Below are 26,825 nucleotides of genomic sequence, written 5' to 3'. Positions count from 1 at the left end.
CGCCCCGGCGGGCGACCGTGCCACTTTACGGTGTGCGTATCCCGCCCATGTGGGCGCTCCGGCCCACAAAGACGCCGAGATCGCCCCCCGGGTTGCCCCGGCGGGGGGTACGCGATGATGGAGAAGTCGTCTTTTGCTGTTTTCACGACGTCCGCGTGGCGTCCCGCTTCCGGAAAGGTCCCCCATGGCACCGCGCATCCTGCTGGCCCGGCACGGACAGACGGACTGGTCGCTGTCCGGCAAGCACACCGGCAGGACCGACGTGCCGCTGCTGGAGGAGGGGCGGCGGGGAGCCAAGCTGCTCGGCGAGCGCCTGCACCGGGCCCCGCTGGACGGGCTGCCGGAGGCCGAGGTGCGCACCAGCCCGCTGGCACGCGCGCGTGAGACCTGCGAACTGGCCGGCTTCGGCGACCGCGCCACCACCTGGGACACGCTCCTGGAGTGGGACTACGGCGCCTACGAGGGCCTGACCCCGGCCGAGATCCAGGCCGTGCGTCCGGGATGGCTGATCTGGCGGGACGGGGTGCCCGGGGGCGAGAGCATCGCCGAGGTCACCGCGCGCGCGGACGAGGTGGTGGCGTGGGCCCGCTCGGCCGACCGCGACGTCCTGGTCTTCGCCCACGGCCACATCCTGCGCTCCATAGGCGCGCGCTGGCTGGGTCTCCCGCTGGACTTCGCCGCGCGGATCCGCCTCAACCCGACCTCGCTGTCGGTCCTCGGCTGGGCCTACGGCGAGCCGGCGATCGAGAGCTGGAACGACCTCGGGCACCTGGTGCACTGACGCTCCCGGGCCCGCGCCGTCCGCGGCACCGGCGCGGTGCCGCTCGCGCCGACGGCCGTCAGATCCGTGCGGTGCGGGGCATGGACGCGTGCCGCTCCAGGAACTCCGACACCCCGGACGCCCGCCGGTGCGGCAGGAGCACGCGCGCGGTGCCGGCCAGCATGCTCTGGATACGGGACGACTGGACCTGGTCCAGCAGGGACAGCACGCGCAGCCCTGCGGCGGCCGCCTCGTCCGGCCGCCCCTCGCGGGCGAGGTCGTCGGCCAGCTCGGCCGTGTAGAGCGCGATGTTGCGGGTGAAGTGCGGGTCCTGCAGCTCGGTCGCGCGGTAGGCGTGCCGCGACGCCCGGCGCCAGTCGCCCAGCATGGACCAGCACTGCGCCTCCAGCCCCTCCAGCTCCGCCTCGCCGTAGAAGCTCATCCACTCCGGGTCGGCGTCCGAGCGGCCCCGGGCGAAGAGGGCCTGCGCGCGGGCCAGTGCCCGTTCGCAGCCGGTGCGGTCGGCGAGCCCCGCCCAGCCGCCCGCCTCGCGCAGCGTGAGCAGCGACATCAGGCGGGCCGAGCCCAGCGGCGCCGCCGCGCGCTGGGCTGCCTGCGCGGCGCGCACCGCCTCCCGGGGCCGGCCGGCGTCCCGCGCCAGGAACGCGGTGTTGCAGAAGGCGTGCGCCTCCAGCGCCTGGTCGCCGGTCATGCGGGCCGTGGCCAGCGCCTCCGCGTAGTGCGAGCGGGCGTCCTCGAAGCGGCCCGAGTCGTGCGCCAGCCAGCCCACGGAGATGGCGAGTTCACCCGCGCCCGCGTGCAGCCGGTCGGCGGTGGCCTGCCGGGTCGCGCCGGCGTCCAGCAGGGCGTAGGCCGCGCGCAGCGGAGCCGCCGCGCGCCGGTAGAGGCCGTCCGCGCCGTGCCGGTCGTCGAGCAGCCGGATGCGCCGGACGGCCTCCTCCAGGGCGGCCGCCTCGGAGCCGCCGGGCCGGCGCGGGGGACGGGCCGGCGGCGCGGCGTCCGTGGCGAGCCCCAGCGGGCTCAGCGTGGCGGCGGCCACCGTGGCGCCTCCGCCGGTCATGAATGCGCGACGCAGCACGTCGCTCTCCTCGTGGTTCAGGTGGTCTTTCGCGTACGGTCCTGGCGCGCCGCACGGGTCCTGCGTGTCATACGGATCGACGGCCCCGGCCGACTCAGCGGGTGCCTCGGCGGCGGGTTCCCCGGCCGCGTCCGCCGCCGTACGCGCGGCGCGGCCGCGGACGGACGAGCGGGGCGCGAAGCCCAGGTCGGTGAGCGTGCGTCCGGGGAACATGTGCAGGAACACCCGTTCGTAGGCGTAGTTGGGGCAGCGGATCTCACCCGCCTCCACCCTGCCGACGTAACGCGCGTCACAGCTCACCCGCTCACCGATCTCGCGCGCGGCTCGCCGTACGAGCGCCGCGAACTCGGCCGGTGAGCGCCTGCCGCGCAGTTGCCGGAAGGCGAGGTTCGGCCGGGGTGGCCGGTCGGGCTGTGACGAGGTCACGGTTGACGACGCCATGGCCGGGTCCTCTCGTGCGAACCGTCGAACCATGCCGGATCCGGGACGGGTTCGTGACGAGTTGTCCGAGTGACGCCCTGATTCCGGCGGGCATGAACGTACCTGCTGTGAGGGGTCCGCCACGCAGTGTTTGGCTACAAACCGGATATCTCATCCACGATCTGCCATGAACTGCCATCCTTTGCGGCGCACTTCGGCCGTAGCCGTTGACGTGCTCGCGCGTTGAACCCGGTGGACCGCAACAGGGCTGTGTGGTGGAGGACGTCATGGAGACCGGGGAGTCCCGCCAGAGCAACGAGGCGTGTACGCCGCCGTCCAGAGCCGTGGGGGACGCGCCGGGATGCGATCTGGTGACGGTGCCGGCCCGGCAGGGCCTGGAGGCCGTCGACATCCTGCGGCGCGGCGCCGGTGACGCGGTGGGCCCCGTACTGCACGACGGCGGCGCCACCCTCGGCTTCCTCGTCCCGGCGGGCACCGCGGCCGGCTGGGACGTGCCCGGCAGCACCTGCACGCGCACCGACGGACGCGGGCTCAGGCTGAACCCCGAACCGCCGCTGGAGGGCTCCGACTGGCTGCTGCCGCCCGGCGAGGCGGATCTCGCCACCGACCCCACCGTGCTGCGCCGGGCCCTCGGGGAGGCGGCCCGGCTGATCGAGGCGGCCGACAACTGCAGGTAGCGCCGCCGCCCGGAGCCGCCGCGGTGAGTGGTACGGACCGGCCGCTTCGGCGCCGGAGCGGCGGACTTGAGAAGGTCGCCCCGCGCACCGGTCGACCCGCGAAAACCGCAGATAGCCTGCGGACCAGCCGGCCGGGCGCCGGAGTGGCGGGCTTGCGGAAGCCGCAGCAAGCCTGCCGGCCAGCTGGCCCGCGGACCGGCCGCTCCGGTGCCGGAACGGCGGGGCGGCCGGCGAAAACCGCAGCGAGCCTGGGGACCAGTCGGCCGGGCGCGGGGGTGGCGGGCTTGCGGAAGCCGCAGCAAGCCTGTCGGCCTACCAGCTGGCCCGCGGACCGGCCGGCCCGCGAAAACCGCAGCGAGCCCGGGGACCAGTCGGCCGGGCGCGGGGGTGGCGGGCCTGTGAAAGCCGTGGCAGGCCTGGTGGCCGAGCAGTCGGCCGCCGGAGTGGCCCGGCCTGCGGAAAGCCGCGGTGGGTCCGTCCGTCGCCCGGCCGGGCGACGGAGTGGCCGGCCTGCGAGAATGGTCGGATGGGCAGGTCCAGGAACACAGGGGACGCGCGGCGCACGCGCCGCGGGCCGTCCGCCGCCGAGGCCGTCGTGGAGGCGGTCGACGGCGGGCTCGCACAGCTCGTCCCCGACCCCGACCGCAGCCGGGCCTGGACCCTGCTGATCGACGGCGCGCCCCAGTCGCACGTCGACCTGGACGACCCGGAGTACCTGTCCTTCGAGTACCAGCGCCGCCTCGGCCACGTCATCGACCTCGCCGCCCCGCCCGGCCGGCCCGTGCACGCCGTGCACCTCGGCGGCGGCGCCCTCACCCTCGCCCGGTACACCGCCGCCACCCGGCCCCGGTCCACCCAGCAGGTCGTCGAGCGGGACGCGAGCCTGGTGGAACTGGTCCGCCGGGAGCTGCCGTTGGACCCCGGCGCCCGGATCCGGGTGCGGTCGGCGGACGCCCGCGCGGGCCTGGCCAAGGTGCCGGACCGCTGGGCGGACCTGGTCATAGCCGACGTGTTCAGCGGCGCCCGCACCCCGGCCCACCTGACCTCCACCGAGTTCCTGGACGAGGTCCGCCGCGCCCTGAAGCCGTCCGGGGCCTACGCTGCCAACCTCGCCGACGGCCCGCCGCTGGCCCATCTTCGCGGCCAGATCGCCACCGCCGCCGCCCGGTTCGCCGAACTCGCCCTGATCGCCGACTCCGCCGTGCTGCGCGGCAAGCGCTTCGGCAACGCCGTCCTGGTCGCCTCCGACGCCCCGCTCCCGCTGCCCGAACTCACCCGCCGCGCCGCCTGTGATCCGCACCCGGCGCGAGTCGAACACGGCAGGCAGCTCAGGGACTTCACGGGCGGCGCGGTCCCCGTGACGGACGAGGCGGCGGTGGCGTCCCCGGCCCCGCCGCCGTCGGTGTTCCGCTGATCCGGCCGCCGTCGCCCGCGGGGCTCAGTAGTTCCCGATCTCCACGTGCGGCGGCCCGTCGTGCCAGGTGCAGAACACCGACACCCGGTCCGTGCCCCGGGTGAACTCCACCCGGATCCAGGTCTCGGTCTTCCACACCTGCATCGACCAGCCGGTCCCCGGAGTCGCCGAGACGAGCGTGGCGTCGGCCGTGCCCAGATCGAACACCGCCCGGCCGCCGGCCGTGTCGTACGACTTGACCTGGCCGGACGCGGACGCGGAGGGAGAGGCAGTGCGGGTGGGCGTGGGACTCGGGGGCCGTGCGGGGGTGGCGGCCGGCGCCGTCGCGGTGCTCGACGGCCGCCGCGACGGGGACGGGTCGGGCGTGGGCGAGGGCAGCGGTTTCGAGCCCTGGGCCGTGGCGCCGGCGGCCGTGACCGGCAGGGCGCGGGGCGGGTCGTACGCCGTCCCGGCCATCACCGTGTGCACGCCCCACCACGACAGCGTGACCGCCGCTCCCGTCGCGAGCAGCCACGCCAGTACGTGTACGAGTCCTCTGCGCATCGCGGGCCATACTGCCTCAGGGGCACCGCCGTGCGCACATGCCCGGAGTTGTCCACAGGCGCCAGCCGGGTGTGGGCCGTATGGCGTACGGTGCGGCGCATGGCAAGTGTGCTCGTGGTCGAGGACGACCAGTTCGTACGCTCGGCGCTCATCCGGCACCTGACCGACGCCGCGCACACCGTGCGCAGCGTCGGTACGGCACTGGAGGCGCTGCGCGAGGTCGCCCATTTCCGGTTCGACGTGGTCATCCTGGACCTCGGACTGCCGGACCTGGACGGCTCCGAGGCGCTGAAGATGCTCCGCGGCATCACAGACGTGCCCGTCATCATCGCCACCGCCCGGGACGACGAGTCGGAGATCGTCCGGCTGCTGAACGCCGGTGCGGACGACTACCTGACCAAGCCGTTCTCCGTGGAGCACCTCTCGGCGCGGATCGCGGCCGTGCTGCGCCGGGCCCGCTCCGCCGGCGCGGAGGCCCCGCCCTCCTCCGTGCTCCGGGTCGGCGGCCTGACCGTCGACCCGCTGCGCCGCCAGGCCGAGCTGGACGGGGCCCGCCTCGACCTCACCCGCCGCGAGTTCGACCTGCTCGCCTTCCTCGCCGGCCGGCCCGGGGTCGTCGTCCCGCGCCGGGAGCTGCTCGCCGAGGTCTGGCAGCAGTCTTACGGCGACGACCAGACCATCGACGTCCATCTGTCCTGGCTGCGCCGTAAATTGGGGGAGACGGCCGCCCGGCCCCGCTATCTGCACACGCTCCGGGGCGTCGGCGTGAAGCTCGAACCGCCCGTGGAACCCACGGCGGACGGGGAGCCGGCGCGATGAGATGGGCCCTGGTCAAGGTCTGCCTGGCGGTCACCACGATGGTCGTCGTCGCCTTCGCGGTCCCGCTCGGCCTGGTCGTCAAGGAGATGGCCCGCGACCGGGCGTTCTCCAACGCCGAGCGGGAGGCCGCCGCGGTCGCGCCCGCGCTGTCCATCACCACCGACCGCGACGAACTGGAGCGGGTCGTGGCCTCCGCCGGCGCCGACTCCGGGATGGCCGTGCATCTGCCCGCCGGCGGCGGCCGGTCCGCGCTCGACATCGGCCGGCAGCGCGCCGCCGACCGCGACATCCAGGCCGTCCGGAGAATGGGCCGGGCCTCCACGACCACGGTGGCAGGCGGCTCCGCCCTGCTCCAGCCGGTCGCGCTCGGCTCCGGTGACATCGCGGTCGTCGAGGTCTACGTCCCCGAGGCCGAGGTGACCAACGGCGTCGGCACGGCCTGGGCGGTCCTCGCGGCCGTCGGCCTCGCCCTGATCGTCGGCTCGGTCGCGGTCGCCGACCGGCTCGGGGTCCGCATGGTGCGGCCCGCCCGGCGGCTGGTCGAAGGCGCGCACGAACTGGGCGAGGGCAAGCTGGGCGCCCGGGTGCCGGAGGACGGGCCCACCGAACTCCGGCTCGCCGCGATCGCGTTCAACTCCATGGCCGACCAGGTCGTCCAGCTCCTCGCCAACGAGAGGGAACTCGCCGCCGACCTCTCGCACCGGCTGCGCACCCCGCTCACCGTGCTGCGGCTCAACGCGGCCTCGCTGGGCGGCGGACCGGCCGCCGAGCAGACCCGGGCCGCCGTCGCCCAGCTGGAGCGGGAGGTCGACACCATCATCCGCACCGCCCGCGAGGCCAAGCCGCAGACGGCCGCGCCCGGGCCCGGCGCCGGCTGCGACGCGGCCGAAGTGGTGCGTGAGCGCATGGAGTTCTGGTCCGCGCTCGCCGAGGACGAGGGACGCAAGTGGCGGGTGGCCGGCGTGGAGCGGCCGGTGCGGATACCCGTGGCCCGCGCCGATCTGGCCGCCGCGCTCGACGCCCTGCTCGGCAACGTGTTCCGGCACACCGCCGAGGGCACCGCCTTCGCGGTGGACGTGCACAACGCCGAGGACGCGGTGATCGTGCTGGTCTCCGACGCGGGCCCCGGCATACCCGACCCGGAGTCGGCGATGGCCCGCGGCCGCGGCTCCGGAGGCTCGGGCTCCACCGGCCTCGGACTCGACATCGTGCGCCGCCTCGCCGAGTCCACCGGCGGCGACGTCCGCATCGGCTCCTCGGTGCTGGGCGGCACCGAGGTGCGGATCTGGTTCCAGCTGGACGGCCGCAGACCGGCCGGGCGGGGACACCGGATGCGCCGCCGCCGACTGCGCAAACCGGTCGCGACTGGTCTCGACCATTAATCGTCCCCGATCCCTTCCTTAAGCGAACCCTAAGGTCTGCAACCCCCGTCCCGATCAGGCCGTTTGCCCGATTCCGCATCGCTAGCGTGCTGCCGCACCCCACCCCCCGAACCAGCGAAGGCAGGCACGCGCATGACCACGCACCGGCGCAGGATCAGTGGCAGGAACAAGGCGATAGGCGGCCTCGTGGCCGCGGCCGTGGTCGGCGGCGGCGCCCTGGTGCTCACCGGCACCGCCAACGCGGCCGGAGTGAACGCCGCGTACACCAAGACCAGCGACTGGTCGACCGGCTACACCGCGCAGTACGTCGTGACCAACAACAGCGGCCAGGCGGAGAAGACCTGGACCCTGGAGTTCGACCTCCCGGCGGGCGCCAGGCTCAGCTCGCTGTGGAACGGCGAGTCGAGCGTCAGCGGTTCGCACGTCACCGTGAAGCCCGCGAAGTGGGACACCGACGGCCTCGCCCCGGGCAAGTCGGTGACGGTCGGCTTCGTGGTCGAGGGCAAGGGAGACCCGACCGGCTGTCGTATCGACGACGCCCAGTGTTCCGCGGACGGCGGCGCCACCCCGGAGCCCAGCGGCCGGCCCACCCAGTCCCCGTCGCCCACCGCCACCCCCACCGCCACCCCCACGCCGACCAAGAGCAGCACCCCCACCCCGACCGCCTTCCAGACCACAGGCAGCGGCACCACCGCCTCCGCAGGCTTCGCCCCTTACGTCGACACCTCGCTCTACCCGGCCTTCGACCTGCTCGGCACGGCCGACGCGACCGGCGTGAAGAACTACAACCTCGCCTTCGTCACCGACGGCGGCGGCTGCACCCCCAAGTGGGGCGGCGTGACCGACCTGACCGGCGACGCGGTGGCCGCGCAGATCGGCTCGCTGCGCGCCAAGGGCGGTGACGTGAGGGTCTCCTTCGGCGGCGCCTCCGGCTCCGAACTGGCCACCACCTGCTCCTCCGCGGACGCGCTGGCCGCGGCCTACGGCAAGGCGATCGACGCGTTCAAGCTGACCAAGGTGGACTTCGACGTCGAGGGCGGCGCGCTGCCCAACACCGCCGCCAACACCCGCCGCGCCCAGGCCATCGCCAAGCTCCAGCAGCAGCACCCGGACCTCGACGTCTCCTTCACCCTGCCCGTGATGCCCGAGGGCCTCACCCAGGACGGGGTGAACCTGCTGTCCGACGCCAAGTCCAACGGCGTGAAGATCTCCACCGTCAACATCATGGCGATGGACTACGGCGCCTCGTACAACGGCGACATGGGCGACTACGCCCAGCAGGCCGCGACCGCCACCCAGGCCCAGGTCAAGAGCGTGCTCGGGCTGTCCGACGCCGCCGCCTGGAAGACCGTCGCCGTCACCCCGATGATCGGCGTCAACGACGTCTCCGCCGAGGTCTTCAAGGTGGACGACGCCACCCAGCTGGTGAACTTCGCCAGGTCCAAGGGCCTCGGCGGGCTGTCGATGTGGTCCGCCGCCCGTGACAAGCAGTGCGACGGCGGCGCGAAGAACTCCGCCGACGCCACCTGCAGCTCGATCCTCCAGGACAAGTTCGCCTTCTCGAAGGCGTTCGGCGCCTTCAACTGACGCACCCACGCCGAAGGGGCGCGGCATTCCGGGGGGATTGCCGCGCCCCTTCCCGGTGTCTCAGACCGCGGCCTCGACCGGAGGCAGCGTCCCCGTCCGCGCCACCTCGGCGTACCACCGCGCGCTGGACTTCGGCGTCCGCTCCAGCGTCGCGTAGTCCACGTACACCGCGCCGAACCGCTTGCCGTAGCCGTACGCCCACTCGAAGTTGTCCATCAGGGACCACAGGTAGTAGCCGCGGACGTCGGCGCCGTCGGCGATGGCCCGGCGGACCTCCGCGAGGTGGCCGTGCAGATAGGCGATGCGCTCCGGGTCGTGCACCCGGCCGTCGGGATCGGGCTTGTCGTCGTAGGCCGCGCCGTTCTCCGTGATGTAGAGGGGCAGTCCGGGAGCCTCGCGGGTGTAGCGCTGGATCAGGTCGTACAGGCCCGTCGGATCGATCGTCCAGCCCATCTCCGTGCGCTCGCCGGGCGTCTGGTGGAAGACCACGTCGTCGGCGCCCGGCCAGGGGGAGTGCTCGCTGGCGCCGTGGCCGTCCGCCCGCGGGCCCTTGACCGCACCGGCGGCGGCCGACACCAGCGCCGGGGTGTAGTAGTTCAGGCCGAGGGCGTCCAGCGGGACGTTGGCCGTGCGCAGGTCGCCGTCGAGGACGTACGACCAGTCGGTGATCGAGGACGTGGCCTCGAGCAGCGACGCGGGGTACGCGCCGTGCAGCAGCGGGCCGTGGAAGACGCCGTTGGCCAGGTCGTCGATCCGGCGGGCCGCCGCCAGGTCGGCCGGGTCCTGCGAAAACGGCCGCACCACCGAGGAGTTGAGGCTGATCGCGATCTCGTTGCGGGCCGGCATCACCGAGCGCAGGGCGGTCGCCGCGAGGCCGTGCGCGAGGTTGAGGTGGTGGGCGGCGCGCAGGGAGGCCGCCGGGTCGGTGCGGCCCGGGGCGTGCACACCGGAGCCGTAGCCCAGGAAGGCGCTGCACCAGGGCTCGTTGAGGGTGATCCACTGCTCCACCCGGTCGCCGAGGGCCGCGCCGACCAGCTCGGCGTACTCGGCGAACCGGTAGGCGGTGTCCCGCTGCGGCCAGCCGCCCGCGTCCTCCAGCTCCTGGGGCAGGTCCCAGTGGTAGAGGGTGAGCGCGGGCTTGATGCCGTGGGCGAGGAGCTCGTCCACCAGACGGCGGTAGAAGTCCAGGCCGCGCTGGACCGCGGGTCCCCGGCCGGTGGGCTGCACCCGGGACCAGGAGACCGAGAAGCGGTACGCGGTCAGGCCCAGCTCGGCCATCAGCGCCACGTCGTCGCGGTAGCGGTGGTAGTGGTCGACAGCGATGTCACCGGTGTCGCCGCCGGCCGTCTTGCCCGGGGTATGGCTGAAGGTGTCCCAGATCGAGGGGGTGCGGCCGTCCTCCCGCACCGCCCCCTCGATCTGGTAGGCCGAGGTCGCGGCGCCCCAGAGGAAGGCGGGAGGAAAGGTCACGGAGGTGGCGGGTTCAGGCATGGAAGCGCTCCCATTGGGGTCGTAGGAGACCTGGCACGGCAGGTGCGGAAGAGGAAGGGGGAAGGGGCCGGGGCGGCGGTGACCCGGCCCCCGGGCGAGGGACCGCCGGCGAAGCCGTCGGGGGTGCCGTCAGCCCTTGATCGCGCCCTGCATGATCCCGCCCACGATCTGCTTGCCGAACAGAATGAAGGCGATCAGCAGCGGCAGGGTGCCCAGCAGGGCGCCGGCCATGATCACCGCCTGGTCCGGGACGTACCCGGTGCCGAGCGAGTTCAGGGCCACCTGCACCGTCGGGTTCTGCTGGGTCAGGGCGATGATCGGCCAGAGGAAGTCGTTCCAGGCGAACACGAACGTCAGCAGGCCGAGGACGGCCATGGCCGGGCGCGCCGCGGGGAAGACCACGTGCCAGACGATCCGGATGCTGCTCGCCCCGTCCACCCGGGCCGCCTCGATCAGCTCCGTCGGCAGCGCCTGCAGCAGGTACTGGCGCATGAAGAAGGTGCCGAAGGCGGTGACGAGACTCGGCAGGATCACCGTCTGCAGCTGGTTGGACCAGCCGAGGTCGGACATCCACAGGTACAGCGGTACGACGGCCAGCTGCGGCGGGATCATCATCGTGCCGATGGTCAGCAGCAACAGCAGGCTGGAGAAGCGGAACCGCAGCTTGGCGAAGGCGAACCCGGCCAGCGTGGAGAACAGCACGGTGCTCACCGTGATCGTGCCCGCCACGATGACCGAGTTGAACATCGCGGTCCCGAGCCCCGCCTGATCCCAGGCCGCCTGCAGGTTCGAGAACAGGTTGCCGCCGAACCACAGCGGCGGCGGGGTCTCGGCGAGCCGCCGGTCGGTGCGGGACGCGGCGATCGCCGTCCACACCAGCGGGGCGAGCGAGACCAGTGCGAAGACGGTGAGCACGACGTAGGCCACCGGACCCGCGTGCATCTGCTTGCCGGCGCCCATCACCCGGCGACGGCCGCCCTTCCGGGGCAGGGTGAGTTCAGTGGTCGTCATTGGGACTTCCTCAGCCGTCGGGTGAGCAGCAGATTGACCGCGGCGATGATCAGCAGGATGAGGAACATCGACCAGGCGATCGCGGACGCCTTGCCGAGGTTGCCGATGATCCAGCCCTGGTCGTACATGTACAGGCCGAGCGTCTGGTACTGGTGCTCGGAGCCGCCCTTGGACCCGCTGACCCCGCCGAACAGCAGCGGCTCGCCGAAGAGCTGGGTCGCGCCGATCGTGGAGACCACGACCGTGAACAGGATCGTCGGGCGCAGCTGCGGGATGGTCACGTGCCGGAACTGCTGCCAGCGGTTGGCGCCGTCGATCGCCGCCGACTCGTACAGATCGGCCGGGATCGCCTGCATCGCGGCGAGATAGATCAGCGCGTTGTACCCCGGCCAGCGCCAGATCACGATCGAGGACACCGCGAACTGCGAACCCCAGTCGGACTCACGCCAGTTGATCGGATCCACCCCGAAGAAGTGCAGGATCCAGTTGACCATGCCGCCGTCCCACGAGTACAGCAGCGTGAACACCAGGGTCGCGGCGGCCACCGAGGTGGCGTACGGGGTGAGCATCACCACACGCCAGGCGGTGGAGCCGCGCAGCTTGTAGTTCAGCAGGTGCGCCAGCCCGATCGCGGCCAGCAGCTGCGGCACGGTCGAGATGACACCGATGGTCAGGGTGTTCTTCAGCGCGTTCCAGAAGAAGTCCGAGGACCACAGGTTCTTGTAGTTGTCCAGGCCCGCCCAGGTCTGGTGGTCCAGGGCCGACAGCTGCACGTTGTGCAGCGAGTACCAGGCCGTGTACAGCAGCGGGACCAGGGTGAAGGCGCCGAACAGGATGAAGAACGGGGACACGAACGCGTACGGCGACGCCTTCATGTCCCAGCGGTACAGCCGGCTGCGCCAGGAGTCGGGGCCCGCCGGGGTACCGCGACCGTGAGCGCCCCGGGCCGCGCCCGGCGGGGTGCCGGGCGCGGCGTCGGCGCTCGCCGCGGGGTGCGCGAGAGCCTGCTTGGAGCTGGTCACTGGCCGAGCACGTCCTTGATCTCCTTGGACGCCGCGTCCCAGCCCTGGGACGGCGACTTGCCCTTCTGCTCGACCTGGAGGATGCCGATGTCGGTGATCGCGGAGTTGATCGGCTGGTCCTTGATGCCGAAGTACTGCACCGGGATGGTCTTGGCCGAGTCGGCGAAGATCTCGGTGATCGGCGCGTTCGAGAAGTACGTCGTGGTGTCCGCGGCCGGCTTCAGGCTCGCGTACGCCGACGGGGTCGACGGGAAGCTGGCCTGCTTGGCGAAGACCTTGGCCTGCTGCTCGGGCGCGGTCAGCCACTTGGCCAGCGCGATGGCCTCCTTCTGGTGCTTGCTGGCGAGCGGCACACCGAGGAAGGAGCCGCCCCAGTTGGCCGCGGTGGGCGCCGCCGCCACGTCCCACTTGCCCTTGCCGGAGTCACCGGACTTCTGCTCGATGTAGCCGAGCATCCAGGCCGGGCAGGCGACGGTGGCGAAGGTGCCGTTGGCGTAGCCCTGGTCCCAGGTGGGGTCGAACTGCTTCAGCTTCGCCGACATGTCGCTGGTGGCGACCTCCATGGCGGCGTTCCAGGCCTTCTTCACGCCGTCCGACTTGTCCCAGACGACGTTGCCGTCCTTGTCGTAGTAGCGCTCGTCGCCGCCGCCGAGGGCCGCGTTGTAGACGGAGGCCGCGGAGTCCACGAACTTGGTGCCCTTGGGCGCCTTCTTCATGTACTGCTTGCCGACGTCGACGTACTTGGCCCAGTCTCCCTTCCACATCTCGGCGAGCTTGGTCCGGTCGGTCGGCAGCCCGGCCTTCTGGAGCAGGTCCTTGCGGTAACAGATGGCCATCGGGCCGATGTCCGTGCCGAGGCCTATGAGCTTGCCGTCCTTCGTGGTGGCCTGGGCGTTCTTCCAGTCCAGCCACTGCGACTTGTCGACCTGCTTGCCGAGGTCGACGAACTTGCTCGCCTGGGTCTGCACGGCCTCGGTGATGTTGCCCACCTCGATGGCCTGGATGTCGTCCGTGCCGGAGCCGGCCTGGAGGCGGGTGAGCACCTTCGGCCAGTACACGTCGGTACGGGTGGTGACGTTCTCCTTGATGTTGATGTCCGGGTGGAGCTTCATGTACTCGTCGTAGAGGCCGGCCTGCTTGTAGCCGAAGACGCCGAAGGTGCCGACGGTCAGCGTGATCTTGCCCTTGCCACTGCCGTTTCCGCCGCCGGAGTCGTTCGACGAGCCGTCGTTCGAGTCCTTGGCGCAGCCGGCCAGCAGCCCGGTGGTCAGTGCGGCCACGGCCGCGAGGGCCATCAGCCGCTGTGACCGGCGGATGCTCGTGCGCATTGCGTCCTCCTGTTGCCTGACGTGCCGACCCCCCGGCCAACTGCATGGTTTGGGCCCGTTCTTGCGCGCTGCGGCTCGGGCGGGGAACGTGCGGGTTATGTAGGTGTCAGGTACTGTGGGAGCGCTCCCACCAGTGATGTGTTGAAGAGTCGCGGGTCGACGCCGGGGTGTCAAGGGAGCGGACACGGACAACCGTGTTCAGTTATCGATGCGTTAACTGAGGACGCTCGGCGGCGGCGACCGTCGATATCCGGCCGACCGGCGAAGACACGGAGGGCGCAGAGGGCGGAGGGGGACCGGCGACCGGTCGCGCGGGAGGTGGGGGGCGGCACCCCCGGGACGGTCACCGCGGCGGACGGTCCTGTTACATTCCAGGCCAGCACCACGAGTCGGTCGAGAGGGGCGGAGCCCATGGTAAGCCACGGAGCGCGGGGCCGGAGCGGTGGCCGGCCCACGCTCGAGGAGGTCGCCGCCCGGGCCGGAGTCGGCCGGGGCACGGTCTCGCGGGTGATCAACGGTTCGCCCCGGGTGAGCGACGCCACCCGCGCCGCCGTCGAGGCCGCGGTCGCCGAGCTGGGTTACGTCCCCAACACGGCCGCCCGCGCCCTGGCCGCCAACCGTACCGACGCCATAGCCCTCGTGGTCCCCGAGCCGGAGACCCGATTCTTCGCAGAACCGTACTTCTCGGACATGCTGCGCGGTGTGGGCTCGGAACTCTCCGACACCGAGATGCAGTTGCTGCTGATCTTCGCGGGCAGCGACCGCGAGCGCCGCCGCCTCGCCCAGTACCTGGCGGCCCACCGGGTGGACGGCGTCCTGCTGGTCTCCGTCCACGCCGACGACCCGCTGCCCGACATGCTGTCCCAGCTGGAGATCCCGGCCGTGATCAGCGGTCCCCGCTCGGCCGGCGAGACGCTCACCTCCGTGGACTCCGACAACTACGGCGGGGCCCGCTCGGCCGTGGAGCACCTGCTGTCCCGGGGCCGCACCCGCATCGCCCACATCACCGGCCGCCTCGACGTCTACGGTGCCCAGCGCCGCGTCGACGGCTACCGCGACGCCCTGCGCGACGCGGGCCGGGAGGCGGACGAACTCCTCGTCGAGCCGGGGGACTTCACCGAGGAGGGCGGCCGCCGCGCCATGTCCGTGCTGCTGGAGCGCCGCCCCGACCTGGACGCCGTCTTCGCCGGCTCGGACGTGATGGCGGCCGGCGCCCGGCAGGTGCTGCGCGAGGCGGGCCGCCGCATCCCCGACGACGTGGCCCTCGTGGGCTACGACGACTCGGCCATAGCCCGCCACATGGACCCGCCGCTGACCAGCGTCCGCCAGCCCATCCAGGAGATGGGCCGCGCCATGATCGACCTGCTGCTCACGGAGATCGCCGACCGCCGCCCGGCCGCCTCCCGGGATCTGGAGCGACGGCACGCGGTGCTCCCCACGGAACTGATGCAGCGCGCGTCGTCGTAGGGGGCCGCGGCGACCTCACGGAGGCGCCGTGGAAACGACTCAGCCGGTGACGCCCAGGGCGTCACCGGCTGATCGGTGAGGGTGAGTGACGGGACTCGAACCCGCGACATCCTGGACCACAACCAGGTGCTCTACCAGCTGAGCTACACCCACCACGACCGGCGGTGGAACGTGTCGTTTCCCCGACCGGCCGAGAAGAAGTCTACAGGGTCGGAAGGGGTGCTCGCGCACACGTTTTCGCGCGCCGCTCCGCGTGCCGTCCGCCGGGCGGGCCGAGCCCTTCCGGGCGGCTAGCGCGCGGGCAGGACGTGCTTGGCCGCGATCGACTTCGCGGTGTCGGAGTCCGGGCCGGGCTGCGGGACGAAGATGGCCTCGCGGTAGTAGCGCAGCTCGGCGATCGACTCGCGGATGTCGGCGAGGGCCCGGTGGTTGCCGTTCTTCTCCGGGCTGTTGAAGTACGCCCGCGGATACCAGCGGCGGGCCAGCTCCTTGATGGAGGACACGTCGACGATCCGGTAGTGCAGGTAGTCCTCCAGGGTCGGCATGTCCCGCAGCAGGAAGCCGCGGTCGGTGCCGACGGAGTTGCCGCACAGCGGGGCCTTGCCGGGCTCCTTCACGTACTCCTTCACATACGCCAGCACCTGCTCCTCGGCGTCCTTCAGCGTCGTGCCGTTCGGCAGCTCCGCGAGCAGTCCGGACGTGGTGTGCATCTGACGCACGACCTCCGGCATCGTCTCCAGCGCCTGCTCCGGCGGGCGGATGACGATGTCCACCCCCTCGCCGAGTACGTTCAGCTCGGAGTCGGTGACGAGGGCGGCAACCTCGATGAGCGCGTCGTCGGACAGCGAGAGGCCGGTCATCTCGCAGTCGATCCACACCATGCGATCGTTCATGCGTCCACCCTAAAGCGGACCTGAGCTTTTGGGTGCCCCCCTGCGCTCGGCCTGCGCTCGGCGGGAGCCGGTGAGCGGGTGGGGGCGGGTGGTCCCGCCCCCACGCTCAGTTACCGCTGCGCGGCCCCGGCAGCAGCCCCACCGCGCCGGCCGCCTGGCGGCGGCTCTGCATCGGGACGCCGCTGTCGCGGTCCGAGTGCAGCACGGAGGGCGCGTGGCCCATCGGCCCGGGGCCGGACAGGCCCGATGGCGGGCCCGGCTGGCCGGAGGCCTGCGCCGCCGGCTCCGTGTCCGCCGGCTTCTCGCCCTGCGGCCTGCGGGCGCGGTAGGCGGCCCGGTAGGCGGCCGGGGACGAGCCGAGCTGGCGGCGGAAGTGGCCGCGCAGCGCGACGGGGGAGCGGAAGCCGCACCGGCCCGCCACCTCGTCCACGGAGTAGTCCGACGTCTCCAGCAGCCGCTGGGCCTGGAGCACCCGCTGGGTGATCAGCCACTGCAGCGGAGCGCTGCCGGTCAGCGAGCGGAACCGGCGGTCGAACGTACGGCGGCTCATGTAGGCGCGTGCCGCCAGCGTCTCCACGTCGAACTGCTCGTGGAGGTGTTCCAGCGCCCAGGCGACGACCTCGGCGAGCGGGTCGGCGCCGATCTCCTCCGGTAAAGACCTGTCGAGGTAGCGTTCCTGCCCTCCCGACCGGCGCGGCGGGACCACCAGGCGCCGGGCGAGCGCGCCGGCCGCCTCGTTGCCGTGGTCCGTGCGCACGATGTGGAGGCAGAGATCGATGCCGGCCGCCGTGCCCGCGCTGGTCAGGACGTCGCCGTCGTCCACGAACAGCTCGCGCGGATCGACGTGCACCGACGGATAGCGCTTGGCCAGCGTCGGCGCGTACATCCAGTGGGTGGTCGCCGGGCGGCCGTCCAGCAGGCCCGCCGCGGCCAGCACGAAGGCGCCGGTGCACAGGCCCACTATGCGGGCGCCCTCCTCGTGCGCCCGGCGCAGCGCGTCGAGCGCCTCCTCCGGCGGTGGCGCGGTGATCGACCGCCAGGCCGGTACGACGACCGTCCCGGCGCGGGAGATCGCCTCCAGTCCATGCGGTGCGGTGAGTTCCAGGCCCCCTGTGGTCCGCAGCGGGCCCTCCTCGCCGGCGCACACCAACAGGCGGTAGCGCGGCACGCCGGCGTCCTGGCGGTCGATCCCGAACACCGACAACGGAATGGAACTCTCGAAGATGGGGCCGCCGCTGAACAGCAGCACCGCGACGATCTCCTTGCGGCGTCGCCCGGACAGTTTCCGGGCCGCGGCTTCCGGCGCGGCAGTGGAGTCGTGGCTCATACTGCTAAGCCCCCCTCGGTGGTCGCGGCTCCTCGGTTGTGTCGCTCCTGCACGTTTCCCCTCGGTCCTGCACGAGTCCCCCGCCGTAAGACAGTCAAGATCGAATCTACTGGTTCCCGCGGTCGGGCGGTGACCAGTTCCACACGCCCCAGATTGTCGACATGACAACTTGGCGTGAAGCATTCGATCACGAAGCGTTGCACTCGTGGGGCGCGCAGGGAAGTGCGCCTTGTGACGGTGGCCAAAGCGCGTAGGGTGCGCGGGCGCCCGCAGACCCTTTCCGTGCAGGTCGAACGGGGGTTGGAGGGTGCCCGGGACCCCCATGGGGCGACATTCGGAAGTTGGCTGAAAAGAAGCGTTCCGGGGTGCGGAAACAGGTCAGTCGACCGGTGTCGACCGACGGGTGTGACGCCCGCCTCTTTGCGCACCGGAACCCTCTGCGGAGCCCTCGCCGTCCCATCCGCGCCGGGCGCAGCGCTCCGACCGGCGCAGCAGGAGCCGGCACGCGGCGGTGACGGCGGCCAGGCCCAGCGCGGCCCCCGCCGCGCCGGCCGGCGAGGTGCCGTACCAGAGCAGGACCACGGGGACGAGCGCGCAGCTGAAGGCGGCCCAGCGGATCACGTCGCGCACGGTGTCCGGCGCGTGGCGCGGCTCGGGGTCGGGGCGGGGACCGGACATCACTCGTACTCCCTGTGGCGGTGGCTCACCGATGCTCAACGTCCGTGCGGCCGGTCGGTCACCGGCCGTACACCCGGTGATGCTGTGCAAACCGCCTGTACGGGGCAGCAACCATTGCGTTACGGGCGTCGCTCGTGCATGCTCCGGTGAACCCCTGCGGACACCGGGGGACCGCTTACGGAGCGTGCGCGGCATCTGGGCTCGGGAGGCGTGCCGCCGTACCCTTGGGGGTATGGGGTTGGGAAGACCTTTCCCGGACTTCCCGGGTACGGATTCCGCCGCACACTTCGTCCCCCACCCATAAAGGATGACAACGCCGAGACAGCCATGGCCGGTCACGAATTCTTCGAACCCGCGGACCGCAAGCGGCCGGTCGCCGATCCCACGGCGGCCGATCCCCTGGCGGCGGAAGAGTCACGCCCCTCCTGCGACCCCGCCTTCCGGCACGGAGTCGTCGTCGGCTTCGACGGCTCCACCTCCAGTGAGCGTGCTCTCGCCTACGCCATCGGCATGGCCCACCGCTCGCACTCGGGCCTGATCATCGTCCATGTCGCCAACCGGCTGCCCACCACCGTGTGGGCCGGCTGCGAGCCGCCGGTCTTCGTCGACGTGCCGGACCATCGCACCGAGGTGCTCGGTCTGGAGCTGGCGTGCGCCGACTATCTGGCCGAGGTGCCGTGGATCCTGGTCGAGCGCGGCGGGGACATCTGCCACGAACTGGAAGAGGTCGGGCGGGAGTACGAGGCGGACGCGATCGTCGTCGGCTCCACGCACGGCATCGTCGGCCGGATCTTCGGCTCCGTCGCGGGGCGGCTCGCCAAGCGGGCGCAGCGGCCCGTGATCGTCATCCCCTGACGGTCGCCCTCCGCTGCCCAACTCCCTTTGTGCAACGCGAAACTACTCGCGCGTAGAGGTGGTTTGTGCCCTTGTGAAGGGCATATACCGGTCACCGCACAACTGCACAGCATGAAGGGAGCCCGCCGTGGACAACGGAGTCTCTGCGGGAATCGGAAGCACCGTCGTGGCCGGCCGACTCGCCCTGGGAATCACCCTGTTGGCGTTCGGACTCGGCACGACCGGAGTGATCCACTCGGTGGCGGCGTCCGACGCCGTGTCACTGGCCCACTACGTGGGCGGAGTTGCCCTGTTCCTCATCGGTCTGCTCGCCTTCCGGGGCGGCGACAGCGTCTCCGGCACGGGCTTCGTGGCCCTCGGCGCGCTGTGGTTCACCTGGGCCGTCGCGGGCCACTCCTCCGCCAACGCGGCCGGGCTCTTCCTGCTGCTGTTCGCCCTCGTGGCGCTCACCCTGACCCTCGCGGGCGGCGACAGCCTCGGCCAGCTCATGTACGGGCTGCTGTTCCTGGCGATGCTGGTGCTGGGCGTCGCGGCGTTCGCCGACAGCTCCTCGCTGACCAAGGTCGGGGGCTGGGTGGCTGCTGTGTCCGGTGCTGTGGCCTGGTACGCGGCCACCGCGGCGCTGGCGCACTGGCCGACGGCGCTTCCCGGGCGTGCCGCCCGCCGGGGGGTGACGGCCACCGGCTGACACATGCGGCACGGAAAGGACCCCCACGTGATTGGTGGCCACGTGGGGGTCTCTTTTTCGCGTCTGGATTCCTACTCCACCGTCACCGACTTCGCCAGGTTCCTCGGCTTGTCGATGTCCCTGCCCAGGGCCTTCGCCGTGTGGTAGGCGAGGAGCTGGAGCGGGATGCCCATGAGGATGGGGTCGAGTTCGTCCTCGTTCTTCGGGACGACGATCGTCTGGTCGGCCTTCTCCTGGGGCTGGTGGGCCACGGCGAGGATCTTGCCGCTGCGGGCCTTGATCTCCTCCAGGGCCGCGCGGTTCTTCTCCAGCAGGTCGTCGTCGGGGACGATCGCGACCGTCGGCAGGGCCGGCTCGATCAGGGCCAGCGGGCCGTGCTTCAGCTCGGAGGCGGGGTAGGCCTCGGCGTGGATGTAGGAGACCTCCTTGAGCTTCAGGGAGGCCTCGCGGGCCACCGGGTAGCCCCGGACGCGGCCGATGAAGAGCATCGAGCGGGCCTCGGCGTACAGCTCGGCCAGCTCCTTGATCTGCTCCTCCTGCTTGAGGATCTCGGTGATCTGCTCGGGCAGCCTGCGCAGGCCCTCGATGATCCGCTTGCCGTCGCGGACCGAGAGGTCACGGGTGCGGCCGAGATGCAGGGCGAGCAGCGCGAAGGCGACCGTGGTGTTCGTGAAGCACTTGGTGGACACCACGCAGACCTCGGGGCCGGCGTGGACGTAGATCCCGGCGTCCGCCTCACGGGCGATCGCCGAGCCGACCACGTTGACGACGCCGAAGACCCGCGCGCCCTTGCGCTTGAGTTCCTGGACGGCGGCGAGCACGTCGTACGTCTCACCGGACTGGGAGACGGCCACGTACAGGGTGTCGGGGTCCACCACCGCGTTGCGGTAGCGGAACTCGGAGGCCGGCTCCGCGTCGGCGGGGATGCGGGCCAGCTCCTCGATCATCTGGGCGCCGATGAGCCCCGCGTGGTACGAGGTGCCGCAGCCGAGGATCTTCACGCGGCGGATCTGCCGGGCCTCGCGGGCGTCCAGGTTGAGGCCGCCGAGGTGCACGGTGGAGAAGCGGTCGTCGATGCGGCCGCGCAGCACGCGGTCCACGGCCTCCGCCTGCTCGAAGATCTCCTTGTGCATGTAGGTGTCGTGGCCGCCCATGTCGTACGACTCGGCCTCCCACTCCACCGTGGTGGGCTCGGCGGTGGTGCGCGTGCCCTCGGTGGTGTAGGTGCGGAAGTCGTCGGCCTTGAGGGTGGCCATCTCGCCGTCGTCGAGGGTGACTATCTGGCGGGTGTGGGTGACCAGGGCGGCGATGTCGGAGGCGACGAACATCTCCTTCTCGCCGATGCCGAGGACGACCGGGGAGCCGTTGCGGGCCACCACGATCCGGTCCGGGAAGTCGGCGTGGAGCACGGCGATGCCGTAGGTGCCCTCGATCAGCCGGACCGCCTGGCGGACCTTGTCCTCCAGCTTCTCCGCCTGCGAGCGGGCGATGAGGTGGGTGAGGACCTCGGTGTCGGTCTCGGAGAGGAACTCGACCCCGTCCGCCTCCAGCTTGCGGCGCAGGTCGGCGGCGTTGTCGATGATGCCGTTGTGGACGACGGCGACCTTGTTGTCGGCCGACATGTGCGGGTGGGCGTTGACGTCGGAGGGGGCGCCGTGGGTGGCCCAGCGGGTGTGGGCGATGCCGGTGGTGCCCTTGAAGCGCGCCGGGACCTTGGCCTCCAGGTCGCGCACCCGGCCCTTGGCCTTGACCATCTTCAGGCCGGGCGCCTTCGGGGAGGTGACGACCAGCCCCGCGGAGTCGTAGCCGCGGTACTCCAGCCGCTGGAGGCCCTCCAGCAGCAGGGGGGCCACGTCACGCTTCCCGATGTATCCGACAATTCCGCACATATACAGGTATCTCTCAGCCTGGCATCTCAGCCGTAGACGATGCGGCGCAGCTGCCTGAGGGTCAGCTCGGGCGGCGCCACCGCTCGGTACTTGAGGTCCGCCGCGATCCGTTCGAAGATCTCCGCGTTGACCAGGCCCTGGGCCTGGAGTTCGCGGTGGCGGCGACGGACGTAGTCCTCCGTCGACTCGTCGAAGTAGGCGAGCACGTCCTGGATCACCCGCAGCGCCTCGCCCCGGCCGAGGGGCGTGGACCGCATCAGATGATCAACAAGTTCGTCGTGCACCCGGTAGATCCTGAGGTACGAGCGGCGGTTTCGCAAGAATCCTGCCCGATTTCGGGCAGCTCTGAGGAACGGCCGTGGGGATCGTTTGTTCTCCGGGCGTCCATCTTGTGGCCTGCGTCTCGTTGAAGACATGGACCATTTTCAGACGCCATGGACATTCCTCGAATGGGAGTACCCGACAAGCTGGCCGCGCGCATGAGCATGGCCGAGCAGCACGAGTACCTGCGCGCCAGGTTCTCACGGCGCAACCTGATCAGAGGCGGCGCCGTCACGCTGGGCGCCGTCGCGGGTGGCGCGTTCGTGCCGGGCGCCACCGCGCAGGCGGCCGTGCCCACCCAGCGGACCGCGCCCGCCGCCGAGACCGTGGACGGCGCCTTCGTCGCCCCCTTCGGCCGCCACCTCGCCTACGGCAGCGACCCGCGCACGGAGATGACCGTCTCCTGGCAGGTCCCGGTCGCCGTGAAGAAGCCGTTCATCCGCATCGGCGCCCACCCCTGGGACCTCTCCCGCAAGATCGAGGCCGAGGTCCGCACCCTCTACACCCCGGCCGGCGTCGGCGCGAGCGGCGACCACACGCAGTACTACCTGCACGCCAAGCTCACCCACCTGCGCCCCGGCCGCACCTACTACTACGGCGTCGGCCACGACGGCTTCGACCCGGCCCAGCCGCACCTCGCCGGCACCCTGGGCACCTTCACCACCGCCCCCGCCCACAAGGCGCCCTTCACCTTCACCGCCTTCGGCGACCAGGGCGTCAGCTACCACGCGCTGGCCAACGACTCCCTGATCCTCGGCCAGAACCCGGCCTTCCACCTGCACGCCGGCGACATCGCCTACGGCGACCCGGCCGGCCAGGGCAAGGCCACCGACACCGGCTTCGACTCGCGCACCTGGGACCAGTTCCTCGCCCAGACCGAGTCGGTCGCCAAGCAGATCCCTTGGATGGTCAGTTACGGCAACCACGACATGGAGGCCTGGTACTCGCCCAACGGCTACGGCGGCGAGGAGGCCCGCTGGACCCTCCCCGACAACGGCCCGGACGCGAAGAACCTGCCCGGCGTCTACTCCTTCGTCCACGGCAACACGGCGATCATCTCGCTGGACCCGAACGACGTGTCCTTCGAGATCCCCGCGAACCTGGGCATCTCCGGAGGAACCCAGACCAAGTGGTTCGAGAGCCAGCTGAAGCGGTTCCGCGCCCGCGACGACATCGACTTCGTCGTCGTCTTCTTCCACCACTGCGCGTACTGCACCTCCACCGCGCACGCCTCGGAGGGGGGCGTGCGCCAGGAGTGGGTGCCGCTGTTCGAGAAGTACCAGGTGGACCTGGTCATCAACGGCCACAACCACCAGTACGAGCGCACCGACGTCATCAAGGGCGGCCAGGTCACCAAGAAGCTCCCGATCGGCGGCACGGCGTACCCCGAGACCGAGGGCGTGGTCTACGTCACCGCGGGCGCGGCGGGCCGCAGCCTGTACGCGTTCAGCGCCCCGGACTCCTACGAGGGCCACGAGCACGAGGTCGACTCCGTCGCGTCCTTCATCAACACCAAGGACGGCAAGGTGAACGAGACCGTCACCTGGTCCCGGGTCCGCTACCTCAACTACTCCTTCCTGCGCGTGGACGTCACCCCCGCGCCGAAGGGCCGCCAGACCACGCTGACCGTGTCGGGCATCGCCGAGACCGGCGACCGCATCGACCACTTCACGGTGTCCCGCACCGCGAAGTAGCCCCCGAGCCGGCCCCGGGCGGTCCTCACCCGCGCTGTCACAGGCGTTTGAGGACCGCCTGCTTGGCCAGCGCGAACTCCTCGTCCGTCAGCACCCCGTCGCGGTGCAGCCCGCCCAGCTCGCGCAGCCGGCGCAGCAGGACGTCGTGGTCGTCCCCGGCGGGCCCCGGCACCGCGGCCGGCCGCGGCGGCTCCTCCCGTACGGCCGCCCGCGCCGCCGGATGCGGCAGCCGCGCCTGGACGGCGGCGGCCACCAGCGCCATCAGCGGATCCTTCTTGAAGCCCCACAGCTCGACCGCGTTCGGGTCGTACTTGGCCGGCGCCGACGCCGGCGCGCCGCGCACCAGGAAGCGCAGATGGCCGTTCTCCAGCCCGGCCGCAGGCTGCCACCGCACGCCGGTGACGTCCGCGAGCGGGATGGTCCGGGGACCGGTGGCGGCCTTGGCGTCCTCCGTCTTCCAGTTCCACTCCAGCCGTACCCGCTCCCCGTCGAAGCTCGCCGTGCCGTCCCCGGCGGAGGCGGACACCGGCACCGGCGGGGACGGCAGCAGGTACTCCGCGACCGGGTCCGGGGAAACCCCGTCCAGCAGCAGCGCGTTGCGCACCTCGTCCGCGAAGTACTCGGCGACGCCGTACCGGTCGGACTCCACCGTCAGCCCGTACGGGTCGTCCGGCTCGGCGAGCCGGCCGCCGGTGGCCTGCGTCAGGGGGTCGGCGCCGTCGCGCAGCCGCAGCCTCAGCCGCCCGGACCTGCGCCCCTGCTCGACGGAGACACCGGCCAACGCGCCCAGCGGGACGACGAGTTCACCCAGCTCACGGCGGAGAAGGCTGACGCTCTTGTCCCGGCCGGGGGTGAGCCGCAGGGCATCGCCGTCGAAGGCCCAGGTGCCGTCCTTCTGGATGATTTCCGCCATGGGGTGATTGTTTCACCGGATCTGCGGGAGAGTGGTCTCGACCACATCCCGAAGGGAGCGCAGGTGAGACGCGACCACAGCACGACTCCCCGAACCCCCCGTATCCTCGGTGCACTGCTGCTCATGGCGGCTGCCGGGGTCTTCACCCTCGGCTCCGCGCCCGCCGCCGAGGCCGCGGCCCCCACCCCGCTGGGCCGGGTGATCCCGGCGCCCGCCTCGGTCCGGTCCGGCGGTGCGCCGTACCGCATCACCTGGGCGACCGGCGTCCGCGTCGACGACTCCGCCGAGGTCCGCCGGATCGGCACCTATCTCGCCGGCATCCTGCGGCCCTCCACCGGCTACCGGCTGCCGGTCGCCACCGGCGGCGGCGCCCGGGGCATCCAGCTCCACCTCGCACAGGGCGACTTCGGCGCCGAGGGCTACCGGCTGCAGAGCGGCCCGGCCGGCGTCACCATCACCGCGTCCGCCCCGGCCGGCCTCTTCCACGGGGTGCAGACCCTCCGTCAGCTGCTCCCGGCCGCCGTCGAGAAGAAGAGCGTGCAGCCCGGACCCTGGCTGGTCGCCGGCGGCACCATCGAGGACCGCCCCCGCTACTCCTACCGGGGCGCCATGCTGGACGTCTCCCGGCACTTCTTCACCGTCGCCCAGGTCAAGCGCTACATCGACCAGCTGGCCCTGTACAAGCTCAACGAGCTGCACCTGCACCTCAGCGACGACCAGGGCTGGCGCATCGCCGTCGACTCCTGGCCGCGCCTGACCACCTACGGCGGCTCCACCGAGGTCGGCGGCGGCAAGGGCGGCTACTACACCAAGGACCAGTACCGGGAGATCGTCGACTACGCCGCCTCCCGCTACCTGGAGGTCGTCCCCGAGATCGACATGCCCGGCCACACCAACGCCGCCCTCGCCTCCTACGCCGAACTCAACTGCGACGGCGTGGCGCCCCCGCTGTACACCGGCACCCAGGTCGGCTTCAGTTCGCTGTGCGTGCCGAAGCAGGTCACGTACGACTTCGTGGACGACGTGATCCGGGAGCTGGCCGCGATCACCCCGGGCCGCTATCTGCACATCGGGGGCGACGAGGCGCACTCCACCAGCCACACCGACTACGTGAAGTTCATGGACCGGGTGCAGCCGATCGTCGCCGGGTACGGCAAGACGGTCATCGGCTGGCACCAGATCACCGGCGCCCACCCGGCCAAGGGGGCGCTCGCCCAGTACTGGGGCGTGGACGGCACCAGCGCCGCCGAGAAGGCCCAGGTCGCCCAGGCGGCCCAGAACGGCACCGGGCTGATCCTGTCCCCGGCCGACCGCCTCTACCTCGACATGAAGTACACCAGCGGTACCAGACTCGGCACGAAATGGGCCGGTTACGTCGAGGTCCAGCGCTCCTACGACTGGAACCCCGGCGCCTATCTGCCGGGCGCCCCGGCGTCGTCCGTCCGGGGCGTGGAGGCCCCCCTGTGGTCGGAGACCCTGAAGACCTCGGCGGACATCGAGTACATGGCGTTCCCCCGGCTCCCGGGCGCGGCCGAACTGGCCTGGTCCCCGGCGTCCACCCACGACTGGAACGCCTACAAGGTCCGGCTGGCCGCCCAGGCCCCGCGCTGGGACGCCCTCGGTATCGGCTACTACCGCTCGCCCCAGGTCCCCTGGCCGAAGAGCTGAGCGACGGAACACCGGCGCCCGGGCCGCTCGACGGAGCGGCTCGGGCGCCGGTGTGTGCACAGCCGGGTTAGGGACCCAGATCATTTTTGCCCATGCAATTCGAGGGCGGATGTGCTGCCGATCGAATTACGTCGATCAGTAGGCGCTGTAGACGTTGTCGATCGAACCGTAGCGGTGGTACGCGTAGTTGCACGCGGCCGTGATGTTGGCGACCGGGTCGTAGATGTCCGTCGACGTGCCCGGCACGTGGTAGGCGTCGAACGTCGGCTGGATCACCTGGAGCAGGCCCTTGGACGGGGTGCCCTTCACGGCGTTGGAGTCCCAGAGGTTGATGGCCTTCGGGTTGCCGGAGGACTCGCGCATGATGTTGCGGTAGATGCCGTTGTAGGTCCCCGGGATGTTGTGCTGCGCCATGACCGCCAGGGACTGCTTGATCCAGCCGTCCAGGTTGTTGGCGTAGGTCTTGCCGGTGGTGGACGGCGTGGTGGCCGGCGCGGGCTTGGCCGGGGCCGCGGGCGTCGCGGGGGCGGCCGACCCGGCGGGCAGGGTGAGGACCTGGCCCGGCTGCAGGGTGTAGGGGCTGGCGAGGTGGTTGGCCGACGCGATGGCCGGCCAGCCGCCCGGCACGTGCAGGGTGCGGGCGATGGACGCGAGGTGGTCGCCGGCCCGGACGGTGTAGCTCGTCGCGGAGGCGGGAGCCGTGGCGGCGTGGGCGCTGCCCACGGTGGCCGTGAAGCCGAGGACGAACGTGCCGACGGTGGTGGCGCCACCGGCGAGGAGCCGACGCGTCCGGAATGAGCGCTTGCGGGCGTGACGAGGCATGGAGCGGTCCTTTTCCGAGAATTGGATCACCCGCAG

24 protein-coding genes and 1 tRNA gene are annotated in these 26,825 nt (G+C 71.7%); 11 read left to right on the top strand and 14 right to left on the bottom strand.

Going from position 1 to position 26,825, the window contains the following annotated elements:
• Positions 1-184: 184 nt before the first annotated feature.
• Entirely contained in the window at positions 185-781 is a 597-nt protein-coding gene (locus tag ACGFZN_RS26235) for a histidine phosphatase family protein (protein ID WP_393860928.1), read from the top strand.
• 58 nt (positions 782-839) lie between these two features.
• Here ACGFZN_RS26235 and ACGFZN_RS26230 read toward each other — a convergent pair whose 3' ends face one another.
• Positions 840-2,300, bottom strand: a complete 1,461-nt coding sequence (locus ACGFZN_RS26230) for a hypothetical protein (RefSeq protein ID WP_393860927.1) — start codon at positions 2,298-2,300, stop codon at positions 840-842.
• A 266-nt stretch (positions 2,301-2,566) separates the two neighbouring features.
• On the opposite strand from ACGFZN_RS26230, the gene ACGFZN_RS26225 reads away from it, so the two are divergent.
• Both ACGFZN_RS26225 and ACGFZN_RS26220 read left to right on the top strand, forming a co-directional pair.
• Entirely contained in the window at positions 2,567-2,977 is a 411-nt protein-coding gene (locus ACGFZN_RS26225; protein ID WP_393860926.1) for a hypothetical protein, read from the top strand.
• A gap of 526 nt (positions 2,978-3,503) precedes the next feature.
• Positions 3,504-4,391, top strand: a complete 888-nt coding sequence (locus tag ACGFZN_RS26220; RefSeq protein ID WP_393860925.1) for a spermidine synthase — start codon at positions 3,504-3,506, stop codon at positions 4,389-4,391.
• Positions 4,392-4,415: 24 nt separating this feature from the next.
• Here ACGFZN_RS26220 and ACGFZN_RS26215 read toward each other — a convergent pair whose 3' ends face one another.
• Positions 4,416-4,934, bottom strand: a complete 519-nt coding sequence (locus ACGFZN_RS26215; protein WP_393860924.1) for a hypothetical protein — start codon at positions 4,932-4,934, stop codon at positions 4,416-4,418.
• A 99-nt stretch (positions 4,935-5,033) separates the two neighbouring features.
• On the opposite strand from ACGFZN_RS26215, the gene ACGFZN_RS26210 reads away from it, so the two are divergent.
• The 3 genes from ACGFZN_RS26210 to ACGFZN_RS26200 all read left to right on the top strand — a co-directional run bounded on the left by ACGFZN_RS26210 (position 5,034) and on the right by ACGFZN_RS26200 (position 8,722).
• On the top strand, positions 5,034-5,753 hold the full coding sequence (locus tag ACGFZN_RS26210; protein WP_393860923.1) for a response regulator transcription factor: 720 nt from the start codon (positions 5,034-5,036) through the stop codon (positions 5,751-5,753).
• A complete protein-coding gene (locus ACGFZN_RS26205; RefSeq protein ID WP_393860922.1) occupies positions 5,750-7,135 on the top strand; it encodes a sensor histidine kinase in 1,386 nt (461 codons plus the stop codon). Before ACGFZN_RS26210 ends, ACGFZN_RS26205 begins: the two co-directional genes overlap by 4 nt.
• Positions 7,136-7,267: 132 nt before the next feature.
• The gene (locus ACGFZN_RS26200) at positions 7,268-8,722 is read left to right on the top strand and encodes a cellulose binding domain-containing protein (RefSeq protein WP_393860921.1); all 1,455 of its coding nucleotides are present in this window, start codon (positions 7,268-7,270) and stop codon (positions 8,720-8,722) included.
• A gap of 60 nt (positions 8,723-8,782) precedes the next feature.
• Here ACGFZN_RS26200 and ACGFZN_RS26195 read toward each other — a convergent pair whose 3' ends face one another.
• The 4 genes from ACGFZN_RS26195 to ACGFZN_RS26180 form a co-directional block, all read right to left on the bottom strand.
• Positions 8,783-10,213, bottom strand: coding sequence for a GH1 family beta-glucosidase (locus tag ACGFZN_RS26195; protein ID WP_393860920.1), 1,431 nt, complete (start codon positions 10,211-10,213; stop codon positions 8,783-8,785).
• Between the two features lie 129 nt (positions 10,214-10,342).
• Entirely contained in the window at positions 10,343-11,224 is an 882-nt protein-coding gene (locus ACGFZN_RS26190) for a carbohydrate ABC transporter permease (RefSeq protein ID WP_393860919.1), read from the bottom strand.
• Positions 11,221-12,246, bottom strand: coding sequence for a carbohydrate ABC transporter permease (locus ACGFZN_RS26185; protein ID WP_393860918.1), 1,026 nt, complete (start codon positions 12,244-12,246; stop codon positions 11,221-11,223). Before ACGFZN_RS26185 ends, ACGFZN_RS26190 begins: the two co-directional genes overlap by 4 nt.
• Positions 12,243-13,574: an ABC transporter substrate-binding protein gene (locus tag ACGFZN_RS26180; protein WP_393860917.1), complete on the bottom strand. Its 1,332-nt coding sequence runs from the start codon at positions 13,572-13,574 to the stop codon at positions 12,243-12,245. Before ACGFZN_RS26180 ends, ACGFZN_RS26185 begins: the two co-directional genes overlap by 4 nt.
• A gap of 411 nt (positions 13,575-13,985) precedes the next feature.
• Here ACGFZN_RS26180 and ACGFZN_RS26175 point away from each other — a divergent pair, with 411 nt between their 5' ends.
• On the top strand, positions 13,986-15,041 hold the full coding sequence (locus ACGFZN_RS26175) for a LacI family DNA-binding transcriptional regulator (RefSeq protein ID WP_393860916.1): 1,056 nt from the start codon (positions 13,986-13,988) through the stop codon (positions 15,039-15,041).
• An 80-nt stretch (positions 15,042-15,121) separates the two neighbouring features.
• On the opposite strand, the gene ACGFZN_RS26170 is transcribed toward ACGFZN_RS26175, so the two are convergent.
• The 4 genes from ACGFZN_RS26170 to ACGFZN_RS26155 form a co-directional block, all read right to left on the bottom strand.
• Positions 15,122-15,194 (bottom strand) — tRNA-His (locus ACGFZN_RS26170).
• Between the two features lie 137 nt (positions 15,195-15,331).
• Positions 15,332-15,934, bottom strand: a complete 603-nt coding sequence (gene orn / locus ACGFZN_RS26165) for an oligoribonuclease (protein ID WP_330339798.1) — start codon at positions 15,932-15,934, stop codon at positions 15,332-15,334.
• A 106-nt stretch (positions 15,935-16,040) separates the two neighbouring features.
• Complete coding sequence (locus ACGFZN_RS26160; protein ID WP_393860915.1) at positions 16,041-17,261, bottom strand: helix-turn-helix domain-containing protein; 1,221 nt, start codon at positions 17,259-17,261, stop codon at positions 16,041-16,043.
• A 378-nt stretch (positions 17,262-17,639) separates the two neighbouring features.
• Entirely contained in the window at positions 17,640-17,939 is a 300-nt protein-coding gene (locus tag ACGFZN_RS26155) for a hypothetical protein (protein ID WP_393860914.1), read from the bottom strand.
• Positions 17,940-18,266: 327 nt separating this feature from the next.
• Here ACGFZN_RS26155 and ACGFZN_RS26150 point away from each other — a divergent pair, with 327 nt between their 5' ends.
• Positions 18,267-18,794, top strand: coding sequence for a universal stress protein (locus ACGFZN_RS26150; RefSeq protein WP_053710488.1), 528 nt, complete (start codon positions 18,267-18,269; stop codon positions 18,792-18,794).
• Positions 18,795-18,921: 127 nt separating this feature from the next.
• Complete coding sequence (locus tag ACGFZN_RS26145; RefSeq protein ID WP_393860913.1) at positions 18,922-19,482, top strand: GPR1/FUN34/YaaH family transporter; 561 nt, start codon at positions 18,922-18,924, stop codon at positions 19,480-19,482.
• A 71-nt stretch (positions 19,483-19,553) separates the two neighbouring features.
• Here the strand turns inward: ACGFZN_RS26145 and glmS are convergent, their stop codons facing one another.
• Both glmS and ACGFZN_RS26135 read right to left on the bottom strand, forming a co-directional pair.
• Positions 19,554-21,371, bottom strand: coding sequence for a glutamine--fructose-6-phosphate transaminase (isomerizing) (gene glmS, locus ACGFZN_RS26140; RefSeq protein WP_393860912.1), 1,818 nt, complete (start codon positions 21,369-21,371; stop codon positions 19,554-19,556).
• Positions 21,372-21,397: 26 nt separating this feature from the next.
• Positions 21,398-21,655, bottom strand: coding sequence for a hypothetical protein (locus ACGFZN_RS26135; RefSeq protein ID WP_393861029.1), 258 nt, complete (start codon positions 21,653-21,655; stop codon positions 21,398-21,400).
• Between the two features lie 165 nt (positions 21,656-21,820).
• Here ACGFZN_RS26135 and ACGFZN_RS26130 point away from each other — a divergent pair, with 165 nt between their 5' ends.
• Positions 21,821-23,386, top strand: coding sequence for a fibronectin type III domain-containing protein (locus ACGFZN_RS26130; RefSeq protein WP_393860911.1), 1,566 nt, complete (start codon positions 21,821-21,823; stop codon positions 23,384-23,386).
• Positions 23,387-23,423: 37 nt separating this feature from the next.
• On the opposite strand, the gene ACGFZN_RS26125 is transcribed toward ACGFZN_RS26130, so the two are convergent.
• Entirely contained in the window at positions 23,424-24,299 is an 876-nt protein-coding gene (locus ACGFZN_RS26125) for a DUF4429 domain-containing protein (protein ID WP_393860910.1), read from the bottom strand.
• 123 nt (positions 24,300-24,422) lie between these two features.
• Between ACGFZN_RS26125 and ACGFZN_RS26120 the strand changes: the two genes are divergently transcribed.
• Positions 24,423-25,967, top strand: coding sequence for a beta-N-acetylhexosaminidase (locus ACGFZN_RS26120; protein WP_393860909.1), 1,545 nt, complete (start codon positions 24,423-24,425; stop codon positions 25,965-25,967).
• Between the two features lie 135 nt (positions 25,968-26,102).
• On the opposite strand, the gene ACGFZN_RS26115 is transcribed toward ACGFZN_RS26120, so the two are convergent.
• Complete coding sequence (locus ACGFZN_RS26115; RefSeq protein ID WP_393860908.1) at positions 26,103-26,789, bottom strand: LysM peptidoglycan-binding domain-containing protein; 687 nt, start codon at positions 26,787-26,789, stop codon at positions 26,103-26,105.
• Positions 26,790-26,825: the final 36 nt, after the last annotated feature.

The sequence above is a fragment of the Streptomyces sp. NPDC048192 genome (assembly GCF_043202415.1).
Classification (GTDB): Bacteria; Actinomycetota; Actinomycetes; order Streptomycetales; family Streptomycetaceae; genus Streptomyces.
Note: the sequence above shows the minus strand (reverse complement) of the source record. Positions and strands in the feature narration are given on the sequence as shown.

Bases quoted from the DNA above. Each gene is read 5' to 3' on its own strand.
- ACGFZN_RS26235 (WP_393860928.1), top strand. From the start codon at position 185: ATGGCACCGCGCATCCTGCTGGCCCGGCACGGACAGACGGACTGGTCG.
- ACGFZN_RS26230 (WP_393860927.1), bottom strand. From the start codon at position 2,300: ATGGCGTCGTCAACCGTGACCTCGTCACAGCCCGACCGGCCACCCCGG.
- ACGFZN_RS26225 (WP_393860926.1), top strand. From the start codon at position 2,567: ATGGAGACCGGGGAGTCCCGCCAGAGCAACGAGGCGTGTACGCCGCCG.
- ACGFZN_RS26220 (WP_393860925.1), top strand. From the start codon at position 3,504: ATGGGCAGGTCCAGGAACACAGGGGACGCGCGGCGCACGCGCCGCGGG.
- ACGFZN_RS26215 (WP_393860924.1), bottom strand. From the start codon at position 4,934: ATGCGCAGAGGACTCGTACACGTACTGGCGTGGCTGCTCGCGACGGGA.
- ACGFZN_RS26210 (WP_393860923.1), top strand. From the start codon at position 5,034: ATGGCAAGTGTGCTCGTGGTCGAGGACGACCAGTTCGTACGCTCGGCG.
- ACGFZN_RS26205 (WP_393860922.1), top strand. From the start codon at position 5,750: ATGAGATGGGCCCTGGTCAAGGTCTGCCTGGCGGTCACCACGATGGTC.
- ACGFZN_RS26200 (WP_393860921.1), top strand. From the start codon at position 7,268: ATGACCACGCACCGGCGCAGGATCAGTGGCAGGAACAAGGCGATAGGC.
- ACGFZN_RS26195 (WP_393860920.1), bottom strand. From the start codon at position 10,213: ATGCCTGAACCCGCCACCTCCGTGACCTTTCCTCCCGCCTTCCTCTGG.
- ACGFZN_RS26190 (WP_393860919.1), bottom strand. From the start codon at position 11,224: ATGACGACCACTGAACTCACCCTGCCCCGGAAGGGCGGCCGTCGCCGG.
- ACGFZN_RS26180 (WP_393860917.1), bottom strand. From the start codon at position 13,574: ATGCGCACGAGCATCCGCCGGTCACAGCGGCTGATGGCCCTCGCGGCC.
- ACGFZN_RS26175 (WP_393860916.1), top strand. From the start codon at position 13,986: ATGGTAAGCCACGGAGCGCGGGGCCGGAGCGGTGGCCGGCCCACGCTC.
- orn (WP_330339798.1), bottom strand. From the start codon at position 15,934: ATGAACGATCGCATGGTGTGGATCGACTGCGAGATGACCGGCCTCTCG.
- ACGFZN_RS26160 (WP_393860915.1), bottom strand. From the start codon at position 17,261: ATGAGCCACGACTCCACTGCCGCGCCGGAAGCCGCGGCCCGGAAACTG.
- ACGFZN_RS26155 (WP_393860914.1), bottom strand. From the start codon at position 17,939: ATGTCCGGTCCCCGCCCCGACCCCGAGCCGCGCCACGCGCCGGACACC.
- ACGFZN_RS26150 (WP_053710488.1), top strand. From the start codon at position 18,267: ATGGCCGGTCACGAATTCTTCGAACCCGCGGACCGCAAGCGGCCGGTC.
- glmS (WP_393860912.1), bottom strand. From the start codon at position 21,371: ATGTGCGGAATTGTCGGATACATCGGGAAGCGTGACGTGGCCCCCCTG.
- ACGFZN_RS26130 (WP_393860911.1), top strand. From the start codon at position 21,821: ATGGGAGTACCCGACAAGCTGGCCGCGCGCATGAGCATGGCCGAGCAG.
- ACGFZN_RS26125 (WP_393860910.1), bottom strand. From the start codon at position 24,299: ATGGCGGAAATCATCCAGAAGGACGGCACCTGGGCCTTCGACGGCGAT.
- ACGFZN_RS26120 (WP_393860909.1), top strand. From the start codon at position 24,423: ATGGCGGCTGCCGGGGTCTTCACCCTCGGCTCCGCGCCCGCCGCCGAG.
- ACGFZN_RS26115 (WP_393860908.1), bottom strand. From the start codon at position 26,789: ATGCCTCGTCACGCCCGCAAGCGCTCATTCCGGACGCGTCGGCTCCTC.